Origin of the sequence: Microbacterium sp. HMH0099 (genome assembly GCF_049384025.1) — a bacterium.
Taxonomy (GTDB): domain Bacteria; phylum Actinomycetota; class Actinomycetes; order Actinomycetales; family Microbacteriaceae; genus Microbacterium.
Genome location: NZ_JBMRJR010000007.1, coordinates 146,849 through 157,040, shown reverse-complemented (window position 1 = coordinate 157,040; position 10,192 = coordinate 146,849). Strand labels below are relative to the sequence as shown.

Here is a 10,192-nt window from a genome sequence, read left to right as displayed (position 1 = left end):
CGCGGGAGCGGGCGGTCGTCGAGGGGTGATCGACACGCCGAGTCTAGGAACGGCGCGCGTCCGGACCGGTGGGCTTGTCACGAACGAGGGACCTGTGCTGAAAGCATCGACATCGTGGGCGCCGCTCATAGCGTTACACCGACTCACAGAAGGTTCGTGCCGGATGCATCTTGACATTCGGAGGCATTGACGAAGTGCGGTGACGCCGACACCAGTGTCGTTCAGTAGCCGTATCGCTCTCGGCGTCCTCGAGGAGGCCGCCGCGCCGGGAATAGCGACTCCGGACCGAAGTGGGGGGAACCACCGTGGCCGCGGCGAAGTCGATGTCGTCGTAGCCGACAAGCGGGATGTCATCGGGAACGAGGATGCCGCCGAGCATCGTCAGCGCTTGGAGCACGCCGACGGCGAGGAGGTCGCTTGCGGCGAAGACCACATCGGAACGATCGTCGCGATCGCGCAAGGCCTCGCCCGCGGCGCGGCCAGCCAGCACCGTCATGGCCTCGGTCTAAATGACCTCGAGGCTCGCACCGTCAACCTCGGTGACCGCGCTGCGTCATTCCTGACGGAAGAGTTCCGGATGCCGCGCGAGCCGGACGCTTGTGCGGCGGATGTGCGCGGCGAGGGCAAGTTCAGCCACCTGCAGGTCGTCGGAATCGAGGCCGGTGACGATCAAGGCGTGGTCGGAGTCGACGAGGGCGCGATCCGCAGGTGACATCGAGCTGGTGTACGCCGCGCGATACGCCTGCGTGGCGTTGAACAACTTCTCGGTGAGCGCCCCGAGCTGGCTCGTGTGCGCTCCCGAATAGGTGAGCATGTGGAAGCGCCTGTCGAGGTCGAGGAACTCGACGACGTCGGTGGTCGCGGTGAGCCGGGCCGCGAGGTCGCGCAGCTCGGCCCTGGTCGAGGCGGGCAAGCCCTCCGCCGAGTAGCGCAGCAGCAGCGGCTCGAGCCGCTCGCGCATGCGATAGATCTCCTCGCACTCCGCGAGGGTGAGGTGGGTGACCCAGGCGCCCGCGTTCGCGCGGATCGACACCAGGCCGTCGCGCTCAAGCACGAGCAGCGCCTCGCGAACGGGCACGCGACTCGCCCCGAAGCGCTGGGCGAGGTCCTCCTGCCGCATCCGGGTGCCGGGCGGGTAGTCCCCGGCGAGGATCGCGGCGCGGATGAGCTCGGCGGTGCGCAGGCCCGCATCACCGTCGCGCGCGGCCCGCGTTCCGGCCGTTGAAGTGGCATTCATCGGCTCGACGTTACCGGTCGGGGGAGAGGGGGCTCCACAGGCGCCGATCGGTGGTCTTCTCGTATGCCTTGCCGTGGGGGAAGCTCACCAACTCGAACTGCATCCCCCATGGAGACCGGAAGTATACCCACCGCTGGCCGGCGCTGGCGTTGCTGCTCGGGGTCGGCTCGCCCATCACCTCGACGCCTTCGTCGCGCAGGTAGGAGACCGCGGCGTCGAGGTCGTGGACGTAGAACGCGAGGTGGTGTCCGCCGATGTCGCTGTTCGAGGGCACCGGGCGCTGCCCGTCGGCGGCGTCGTACTCGAAGACCTCGAAGTTGACGCTCGTGCCGAGGCGGTAGAAGCGCAGCCGGCGCATGATCGTGCGCGGGTGGACGCCCAGATGCTCGCGCATCCAGTCGCCCTCGGTGTGAGCGAAGGGACCGAGGTCGTACACGGGCACGCAGCCGAGCACCCGTACAAGGAAGTCGTCAGCTGCGTCAAGGTCGGGCACGGTGAAGCCCACGTGCTCCGTGCCGACGAGTCCGGGTACCGCCATGGCGTCTCTCCTTAGTTCTGCTTGCGAACACTGTATTCAATCAGGGGATCGCGCCTCGCGATCGACGAGACAACGAGCACCACGCCTTGAAATTGAATGCAATCAATGGGAAACTCTCCTCTGAGCGATAAATGAGGGCGCTCTTCCTCTTCAACGGAGACCGGGAACATGCCGAAACGCACAAAGCTGTCGACGGGCGTCGACTGGATCCAGCTGACCGCCACCGCCGCGGACTGGAAGGCCGCCGACGCATCGCTGCTCGATACGATGTTGAGCCAGCTTCATCTGATCCGCGCGTTCGAAGAGACGGTTCTCGATCTCGCCGGCGAAGGCCTCGTGCACGGACCCGCGCACTCCTCGATCGGTCAGGAGGGTGGCGCGGTCGGCTCCATCGTCGGAATGCGATCGACGGATGCCGTGAACGGATCGCACCGCGGACACCACCAGTTCCTCGCGAAGGCGCTCACCCACGTCTCGCCCGACGGGCTCGACCCGCGCGCCGACCTCACCGACGCCGTGCAGGAGGTGCTGCAGCGCACCCTGGCCGAGATCCTCGGACTCGCGCAGGGCTACTGCCGCGGACGCGGCGGGTCGATGCACCTGCAGTGGTTCGAGGCGGGTGCCCTGGGCACCAACGCCATCGTCGGCGGTGGCGCGCCCATGGCTACCGGCAACGCGTGGGCCCAGAAGCACTCGGGCACCACCGACGTCACCGTCAACTACTTCGGCGATGGCGCAGCGCAGATCGGCTCGGTGCTCGAGTCGATGAACCTCGCCGCGGCCTGGAAGCTCCCTGTGGCATTCTTCGTCGAGAACAACCTCTATGGGGTCTCGACCCGCGCCGACGAGATCACCGCCGACCCCCGGTTCTCTGTGCGCGGTCAGGGATTCGCTATCCCGTCCTGGCGCGTCGACGGCATGGACCCGCTCGCTGTGCACCTGGCCACACAGGAGGCCTACGCTCACATGCGTGGCGGCAACGGCCCGGCGGTGATCGAGGCGGAGGTGTACCGCTTCTTTCACCAGAACGGCCCCTACCCCGGAAGCGCGTTCGGCTACCGCACTAAGGACGAGGAAGCCAGCTGGAAAGCGCGCGATCCGCTCGACCTCACCGCCCGCCGCATGATCGAGCGCGCGCTCGTGAGCGAAGACGACGTCGTCGCCTTGCGCTCCCGCGTGCAGGCGGCGATGGCGAAGGCGGTGGCCGAGCTCGTCGAAGACGATCCCGATCGCCCGGGCAAGAGGCGCATCCGACCGGAGCTGTGGCCTGAGACCAGCTTCGTCAACGTCGGCGTCCGAGGGGACGCGAGCGAACTCTTCGACCTGCCGCAGCGCGGCGCAGACGAGGGCGACGCCACGCGCACCGTGAAGTTCGTCGACGCGGTCGCGCAGGTGATGGACCGTCGCATGGAGCAGGATGCCCGCATCGTCGTCATGGGCGAAGACGTGCACCGCCTCAACGGCGGCACGAACGGCGCTACCAAAGGCCTGGCGAAGAAGTATGGTGACGACCGCGTCATCGGCACCCCGATCAGCGAGAACGCCTTTGTGGGGGCCGGTGGCGGCATGGCGCTCGACGGCAGGTTCCGCCCGGTCGTGGAGTTCATGTACCCCGACTTCATGTGGGTGGCCGCCGACCAGGTCTTCAACCAGATCGGTAAGGCGCGGCACATGTTCGGCGGCGACAACCCCGTGCCGCTCGTGCTGCGCATGAAGGTCGCGATGGGCTCGGGCTACGGTTCGCAGCACCTCATGGACCCCGCCGGTATCTTCGCCACGAGCCCGGGGTGGCGCATCGTCGCCCCCTCGAGCGCGGCCGACTACATCGGACTGATGAACGCGGCTCTCGCCCTCGAAGACCCCGTGCTCGTCATCGAGCACGTCGACCTCTACGGCAAGACCGAGGCAATTCCCGACGGCGATCTCGACTACGTCATCGGCCCCGGCACCGCGGTTCTGCGTCGCGAGGGCGCCGAGGTCACGGTCATCGGCTATCTGTCGATGGTGCATCACGCGCTCGAGGCGGTCGAGAGCACCGGTATGGACGCCGACGTGATCGACCTGCGCTGGCTCGACCGGGCCTCGATCGACTGGACGACCATCGGCGACAGCATCAGAAAGACCAACGCCGTCGTCATCGTCGAGCAGGGCTCGCAGGGCACCTCGTACGGCGGGTGGCTCGCCGATGAGATTCAGCGACGATTCTTCGACTGGCTCGATCAGCCCGTCGCCCGGGTGACCGGCGAAGAAGCGTCGCCGAGCATCTCGAAGGTGCTAGAGCGGGCGGCCATCGCCCGGACGGAAGAAGTCGTCGCGGTCCTCGAAGAGGTCCGCAAGGGACTCGGAGCACGCTGATGGCCGAGATCGTCCGGATGCCGGAGGTGCTCGCCGGCGCGAGCGAAGCCGCCGTACAGAGTTGGCTCGTCTCGGAGGGCGACGAGATCAGCGTCGGCCAGCCCATCGCCGAGATCGAGACCGACAAGGCCATCGTCGAGCTCATGGCGGAATCCGCCGGCACGGTGAGTCGGCTGCTCGTGCCCGCGGGCGAGAGCGTGTCGGTCGGGGAGGCCATCATCGCCCTCCGCGGCGCCGACGAGGACACCGGTGCGATCGACGCAGCACTAGCGCACGCGGGCGGCGCCGCGGCGCCGGCGGCCGCTGAGGCCGAGCCGACGTCCGCGCCGCTCGTCGACGACCCCGACACCGCAGGGGCGGAGGCTCCCGAGGCGTCGGCCCCCGAGTCCGCTCCCGCTCAACCGGAATCGCGGACGACGGGGGAGGGCAGGCGTATCTTCGCCACCCCGCTCGTGCGCCGCCTCGCGCACGCCGAGGGCGTCGATATCGCCGGCGTCGAGGGGACCGGACCGAACGGGCGCATCGTGCGCCGTGACCTCGAGCACCACCTGGAGCAGCGCGGGACGCGCGCGCCCGGCGCCGAGGCCCCCACTGTCCCGACCCCGTCGGACCCGAACCCCGCGACGCCGAAAGCGCCGGCATCCGCCCCCGACGACACCCTCGGATACCGCGACGTGCCGCTGGATCGGATGCGTCGCGCGATCGCCCGTCGGCTCACCGAGAGCAAGTCGAGCGTTCCGCACTTTTACCTCACGGCCGACTGCCGGGTCGACGCCATGCTCGCTCTGCGCGCTCAGGTCAACGAGGCCGCCCCGCGAAAAACCTCGCTCAACGATTTCGTGGTCAAGGCGGTCGCGATGGCGCTGGTAGAGGTTCCCGAGGCGAACGCGATCTGGAACGGCGACAGCGTCCGCGTCTTCGACGGCGTCTCGATCTCGGTGGCCGTCGCCATCGACGGCGGCCTCACCACGCCCACCCTGCGCGACGTGCACCGCTCCTCGCTGACAGAGGTGAGCGCGAGCATCGCCGACCTGGCCGAGCGCGGCCGGGCCGGGCGCCTCAAGCAGCACGAGCTCGAGGGCGGAAGCTTCTCGGTCTCAAACCTCGGGATGTACGGCACGACGGAGTTCTCGGCAATCCTCAACCCGCCGCAGTCGGGCATCCTCGCCGTCGGCGCGGCACGACCGATGCCGGTGGTGACCGACGGGGCCCTGCAAGTCGCGACCGTCATGACCGTGACGCTCTCGGCCGACCATCGGGTGCTCGACGGCGCGGTGGCTGCGCAGTGGCTGGCCGCCTTCCAGCGGCGCATCGAGAACCCGCTGTCGATCCTCATCTAAGCGCCGCCGGGCGCGGCGTCAGATCATCGTGCAAGGATGCCGACCAAGTCGTCGAACGTCGTGCGCGCCAAAGTTGTCGTTGCATACGCCTTCCGCTACAGCGACGAAGTGCGCGGGCTGTTCTTCGAAGAAGCGCCCCTCCTCGGCGCATAACATCAGATGCCGCTGCCAGGGGTTGAGGTCGTACGTGGTTGGGTCGAGTCGATCGTCGACGGGGCGACAAGGTCGTTCCCGTGCAACGGTTCTCCTCGGTTCAATTCATCGCCTTACGCGTCGCCCCATCGATCACCGACGACCCGTCGATGCCGCGGTTCGGCCTAGGCGCCCGCAGGAGCTGCCCGTCGTTGACGTCGCCGGCGTCTCAGTTCACTCGAGTGGACGCGACATGGGGGCTGATGGGCACGGCGGCGGCCACACGGGATGTGGTCGAGAGCCGGCTGCCGACGGTGGCAGCTTCTGCTCGACCTGTCGGTGACAGTCGATGGTATGAGCAGCGCCGGCCAGTCGTAGGCGATACGAACACCTTCGCAACGTGGCTACAGCGCAGGACGTCGATGTCGCCAGGTGCTGCACACCCGGCTGATACGCGCACTGCGAAACCAATCCGCTCGGCGGATCAATACATCCTCAGCCATGGCTGAGGAACATAGAGACCGCTCGCGCTTTGCAGGCGCAAACTGCAAGTGACGATGAGGCGACGCGCGTCGTGCGGTATCCACAGGGGTGAAGCTAGCTGAGTGTGTTGTACGTGGCGGCCTCGAAGTCCATGTATCCCGTGAACGATCCTGCTTCGGCGAAAGGGCGGATCGGGGTTCCCCAGTAACCGGCGATACCGTAGGACCTGGATTTCTGTTGCGGGTGCCGCACTACGGCATTCTCTCCAGAAGCACTATCGGCAGTTTCTGCCCGGATACTAAGCCCCAGGCGTTGAGAGGGACCGGTGGACTCAACCGGTTCCTGTCTCGCCCTCGTCGAGCGGCGAGAAAGGTATATCGCAACTGCGGTGGACTCATCACCCGGGTCAGGCCATAGATCGTTATGAGTCAACCGACTGGTCTCAACCGCGTTTACAAGTGTGGTTCGGCAGACGAACGCGTCGCCAGGCTAGTGGGACGGCTGGAAAACACCAGGGGTGTGCGCCGATGAATTAGGTTATGTCAAGCGCTCTCGGACTCGATGGCCCCTGCGATGTACTCCACGCCGGCCACGGGCTCATCAGGAGTGTTGCAGCTCAGCGCCGTAACTGAGTGGCCGTGCTTGCGCGCTTTCTAGACAAGGGCCGCCCCTGCATAGCCGCTCCCGCCGAGCACTGTGATGTGAGCCACGTTCGTCATTCTCTGATCTGTAGGGGGTCTAGCTGAGTTGATTCATGTTTCTCGGCGGACCCGGAGGGGCGCGGAACACTGAACAGGAGCGCTCCCTGATCGCTACCACTCCTCTGTAACCTGACCGATACTTTGGGTCATCTCACCTGCACGCATGTAATGGAAGATGCCCAAAGGCCCGGCGACCAGCGCCCTGGCCCCTCCAGGTTTCGACGGAAAGGACGAGCTTTTCAGCTGCGCGGTCAGCTCAATCCGAAGTGGGCCTTCGCGAACGCCACAGCGACCTCCGGCATATGCTCCTGGATCTGCGCCTTTGACATCTGCGATGTCAGGAAGTAGTCCTGGAGGGGAACGCCCTTCTTTGCGACAGATGAACCGACCGAGCGGAACACGAGCTCGGTCGCCTCATGCGCGATACGACAGGCTCCGTAGATTGCGTTTCCGAGGCCGACCCACTCCTCGAGAGCGGGGACGTCGCCCGTCGCCCATCTCTCACCGAGACGCTCGTACTCGCGCATGGCACCGAGAAGGGTCGACTGGGCAGCGTCGATCGACGCACGCGCGGTACCCCAGACCCGCTGCCCTTCCTCGTGCTTGTACCGCTCGATCAGGGGCGGGTAGATCCTCTTCTTCGTGAGGATCGTCTCCTCGTACGCGTCCAGCGCCGCCCAGGCAGTCCCTACCTGCACCGCAGCGAGCGAAGCGGGATAGAGGGCCTGGATCTGTCCGAGATAGATTGGGTTGCCCGTGGACCGGGTTCCGAATGTGCCCTCATCGAGGGTGGAGTAGGCCCATTCGGACATCGGCGAGACGTGATCGGCGGGGATGAAGACCTCTTCGGCCACCACCGTGTTGGAGCCGCTCGCACCCAGCGACATGGTGACGTGGGAGCCCCAGTCGTCCCGGATCTGAAAGTCCTGCCGAGGCATCAGCACGACGGCGGGGACAGGGGCCTCGCCCTCGGCGATGATGACCGAGGTCGCCATTGCGTGCGTGGAATACGGGGATCCTGAAGACCAGGGCCACTCGCCGGAGAGGAGATACCCGCCCTCGGTTGGGATCAGGGCGCCGCGTGGAGTTGCCGAGTGAGGGGCGATGAAGACGCCGTCCTCTCCGAATGCATCTCGCACGACGTCGGGGGAGAAGTGGGCGACGAGCGGGATGGTGTGCCCGGTCCCCAGGGTCAGGCACCAGCCAATTCCCGGGTCTCCTCGGGAGATCTCGATCATGGTCCGGTAGTACGTCTCGAGGTCGAACTCGTAGCCGCCGTATTGGCGGGGCTGGACCAGCCGGTAGAAGCCCGCACCGCTGAAGGCTTCGTGGATCTTCTGGGAGTACTTCCCGTCGCTGGCGGCCTGCACCCGGTTCTCTCTGAGGAGCGGGCGCAGGGCGACGGCCCGAGAGAGAACCTCGCTCGGGGTCAGGTCGGGCTCCGGTACCTGCAGATCTCCGGACACGGCCGTTGTATCGATCGACGACATTGTCGTTTCCCTCCGTCTGCCCCTCTAGGTAAGGAGCAAGTAGATTCCATCGCGTCGCCAGGGGTGCGCGCTTGCCCTCGGTCCCCAAATCGCCGTCGACTCGTTGACCTGTCGAGGCAAGCGACGCGCGGGAGCGTCTGGCGAGCATGGAATGCCGACCAATTGTGCTCGGCGAAGTCCCCGAGAAAGGTAGATCGATGAAGATCCATGACGAGTCACGACTCGAAGCGAACCTCGATGGCGCTGGAACCCGCAGGCGTGGAGTCTCAGGAGGTGAGCGATGACCCGCGTCCAGCACATCGCCATCCGGGTGTCCGATCTCGAGCACTCGATTGACTTCTTCACGAAGGCCCTGGGCGGGAAGCAGGTCCTGCGCCCGTACAATAACGGCGTCCAGATGACGGAGATCATTATGGGTGTGGAGAACACCGACTACCGGATCGGGTTTGTTGAGCTGCCCGACGGGTTCGGTCTGGAGCTGTTTCAGTTCGTTCCAGACAGAAATCCGACGATCGGTGTGCCGCAGCCACAAGCGTCGTTCATGCATTTCGCTATTCATGTGGATGATGTCGCCGCTACTCTCGAGCGCGTTGTCGCCAACGGCGGGAAAAGCTTTGGAGACCCGAACGGTTGGGCGCCGAGCGATCCCGGCCAGTACGCGTACTTCACCGACCCCGACGGTAACATTTTCGAGTTGAACGACACGACGTGGGAGCGGATCCTGAGCTCGGCAACCGAACTTTACCCCGAGGCCAAGCTCTGACACGGGTGAGGCTTTGATACAAAGCAGCGGGCTCCAGGATCATTCCTGGAGCCCGCTGCTGTTGCGCTCGATTAGTAGTGGACGACCGCCGTGATTGCCGTCGGCCGATCACCGATTTCGTCGCAAGACCCGACGATGAGACGTTCCCGCCACTCAAGGACGAGGAGAGCCTCGTCATAGTCGCAGAGGTGGCCGGCGCCGGTGGACCAGAGCATGTCCGAGATGATGGAAGGGGGCACGCCCGGGGCGTGGATCCCAACGCCGCGTCCTGCACTCGTCTCAACCCTGATGAGGTAGCCCCCGCTGTAGACCAGCAATTCACTCGGCGGTTCCGGCGTTTTTTCGGTGGGGAGATCGCGAACGGCTCGCGCCTCCAGCCGATCAATGATCGTCAACATGTCGGTCGCTCCCTTCCCGCCTCCTAAGAGGCAAGCGTTCCTCTGTTGACGTGCAGCTCGGCTCCGGAAACTCCCCGGTTCTCCAGCAAGAAGCGGGTCGCGTCTACAACGTCGGCCATGGCGGCAAGTTCACCTCCGGGCGTTCGCGTCCTGTACTGGACGAGGGCCTGTTCCTTGTCGGCCCAGAACGGCGAATCGCCGATGATCCCCGGATGCAGCACGTTCACGCGGATGGGCGCCAGGTCCACTGACAGTGCGACGGACAGGCCCTCAATTCCGCCGTTAACCGTCGATACGGCGAGCGAGCCGGGATAGGGGCGGTACCGGGCGATCCCTCCGAAGAGCACCACGCCGGTGTCTGCCGATCGGACCAAGCGATCGCCGAGAGCGTGGATGACCTCGGCGTATCCGACGAGCTTGAGAGTGGCCAGGCGGGTGGCCGCAGCGATATCGAAGCTGCCGATGGTCATAGACCCTCGTTCGACTCCGGCGAGTACGACGCCGTGCACCTCACCGACGCCGGAGAGGGCATCGGCGACTGCTTCGGGTTGTGCGAGGTCGAGTGCCAGTCCTTGAGCGGCGACACCAATGCTCGAGGCGATCTGCTCTGCGCGTTCCCGATCGCGGCCGGTGAGGATGACACGGTCACCTCGCCCGGAGAAGGATCTGCTCATTTCCGCGCCAATCCCGCTGGTTCCTCCGACGACGAGGATGGTTCGTGTAGCCATGATGACTTTCCTTTGGTTGAGGCGGGA

Annotated in this window: 9 protein-coding genes; 3 read left to right on the top strand and 6 right to left on the bottom strand. The window is 65.9% G+C overall.

Annotated features, from left to right (window positions below; translation table 11 throughout):
* Nucleotides 1-133: 133 nt before the first annotated feature.
* Genes ACO03V_RS15880 through ACO03V_RS15870 form a run of 3 tightly spaced genes read right to left on the bottom strand, consistent with a single transcriptional unit; the run spans nucleotide 134 to nucleotide 1,775 of the window.
* Nucleotides 134-496 carry a substrate-binding domain-containing protein gene (locus ACO03V_RS15880; protein ID WP_423138302.1) on the bottom strand — a complete coding sequence of 121 codons (363 nt, stop codon included), beginning with the start codon at nucleotides 494-496 and terminating at the stop codon, nucleotides 134-136.
* Between the two features lie 57 nt (nucleotides 497-553).
* Entirely contained in the window at nucleotides 554-1,237 is a 684-nt protein-coding gene (locus ACO03V_RS15875) for a GntR family transcriptional regulator (RefSeq protein WP_423138301.1), read from the bottom strand.
* A 10-nt stretch (nucleotides 1,238-1,247) separates the two neighbouring features.
* Nucleotides 1,248-1,775 carry a VOC family protein gene (locus ACO03V_RS15870; protein ID WP_423138300.1) on the bottom strand — a complete coding sequence of 176 codons (528 nt, stop codon included), beginning with the start codon at nucleotides 1,773-1,775 and terminating at the stop codon, nucleotides 1,248-1,250.
* A gap of 168 nt (nucleotides 1,776-1,943) precedes the next feature.
* On the opposite strand from ACO03V_RS15870, the gene ACO03V_RS15865 reads away from it, so the two are divergent.
* Nucleotides 1,944-4,130, top strand: coding sequence for an alpha-ketoacid dehydrogenase subunit alpha/beta (locus ACO03V_RS15865; RefSeq protein WP_423138299.1), 2,187 nt, complete (start codon nucleotides 1,944-1,946; stop codon nucleotides 4,128-4,130).
* The gene (locus ACO03V_RS15860; protein ID WP_423138298.1) at nucleotides 4,130-5,470 is read left to right on the top strand and encodes a dihydrolipoamide acetyltransferase family protein; all 1,341 of its coding nucleotides are present in this window, start codon (nucleotides 4,130-4,132) and stop codon (nucleotides 5,468-5,470) included. The genes ACO03V_RS15865 and ACO03V_RS15860 overlap by 1 nt, the downstream gene beginning before the upstream one ends.
* Nucleotides 5,471-7,037: 1,567 nt before the next feature.
* On the opposite strand, the gene ACO03V_RS15855 is transcribed toward ACO03V_RS15860, so the two are convergent.
* The gene (locus ACO03V_RS15855; protein WP_423138297.1) at nucleotides 7,038-8,276 is read right to left on the bottom strand and encodes an acyl-CoA dehydrogenase family protein; all 1,239 of its coding nucleotides are present in this window, start codon (nucleotides 8,274-8,276) and stop codon (nucleotides 7,038-7,040) included.
* Nucleotides 8,277-8,556: 280 nt separating this feature from the next.
* Between ACO03V_RS15855 and ACO03V_RS15850 the strand changes: the two genes are divergently transcribed.
* Complete coding sequence (locus tag ACO03V_RS15850) at nucleotides 8,557-9,039, top strand: VOC family protein (RefSeq protein ID WP_423138296.1); 483 nt, start codon at nucleotides 8,557-8,559, stop codon at nucleotides 9,037-9,039.
* A 71-nt stretch (nucleotides 9,040-9,110) separates the two neighbouring features.
* On the opposite strand, the gene ACO03V_RS15845 is transcribed toward ACO03V_RS15850, so the two are convergent.
* On the bottom strand, nucleotides 9,111-9,437 hold the full coding sequence (locus ACO03V_RS15845) for a hypothetical protein (protein ID WP_423138295.1): 327 nt from the start codon (nucleotides 9,435-9,437) through the stop codon (nucleotides 9,111-9,113).
* Nucleotides 9,438-9,460: 23 nt separating this feature from the next.
* On the bottom strand, nucleotides 9,461-10,165 hold the full coding sequence (locus ACO03V_RS15840; protein WP_423138294.1) for an SDR family oxidoreductase: 705 nt from the start codon (nucleotides 10,163-10,165) through the stop codon (nucleotides 9,461-9,463).
* Nucleotides 10,166-10,192: the final 27 nt, after the last annotated feature.

Excerpts from the sequence above, each read along its gene's own strand:
- ACO03V_RS15865 (WP_423138299.1), top strand. The coding sequence starts at position 1,944 with ATGCCGAAACGCACAAAGCTGTCGACGGGCGTCGACTGGATCCAGCTG.
- ACO03V_RS15850 (WP_423138296.1), top strand. The coding sequence starts at position 8,557 with ATGACCCGCGTCCAGCACATCGCCATCCGGGTGTCCGATCTCGAGCAC.
- ACO03V_RS15840 (WP_423138294.1), bottom strand. The coding sequence starts at position 10,165 with ATGGCTACACGAACCATCCTCGTCGTCGGAGGAACCAGCGGGATTGGC.
- ACO03V_RS15855 (WP_423138297.1), bottom strand. The coding sequence starts at position 8,276 with ATGTCGTCGATCGATACAACGGCCGTGTCCGGAGATCTGCAGGTACCG.
- ACO03V_RS15875 (WP_423138301.1), bottom strand. The coding sequence starts at position 1,237 with ATGAATGCCACTTCAACGGCCGGAACGCGGGCCGCGCGCGACGGTGAT.
- ACO03V_RS15860 (WP_423138298.1), top strand. The coding sequence starts at position 4,130 with ATGGCCGAGATCGTCCGGATGCCGGAGGTGCTCGCCGGCGCGAGCGAA.
- ACO03V_RS15845 (WP_423138295.1), bottom strand. The coding sequence starts at position 9,437 with ATGTTGACGATCATTGATCGGCTGGAGGCGCGAGCCGTTCGCGATCTC.
- ACO03V_RS15870 (WP_423138300.1), bottom strand. The coding sequence starts at position 1,775 with ATGGCGGTACCCGGACTCGTCGGCACGGAGCACGTGGGCTTCACCGTG.
- ACO03V_RS15880 (WP_423138302.1), bottom strand. The coding sequence starts at position 496 with ATGACGGTGCTGGCTGGCCGCGCCGCGGGCGAGGCCTTGCGCGATCGC.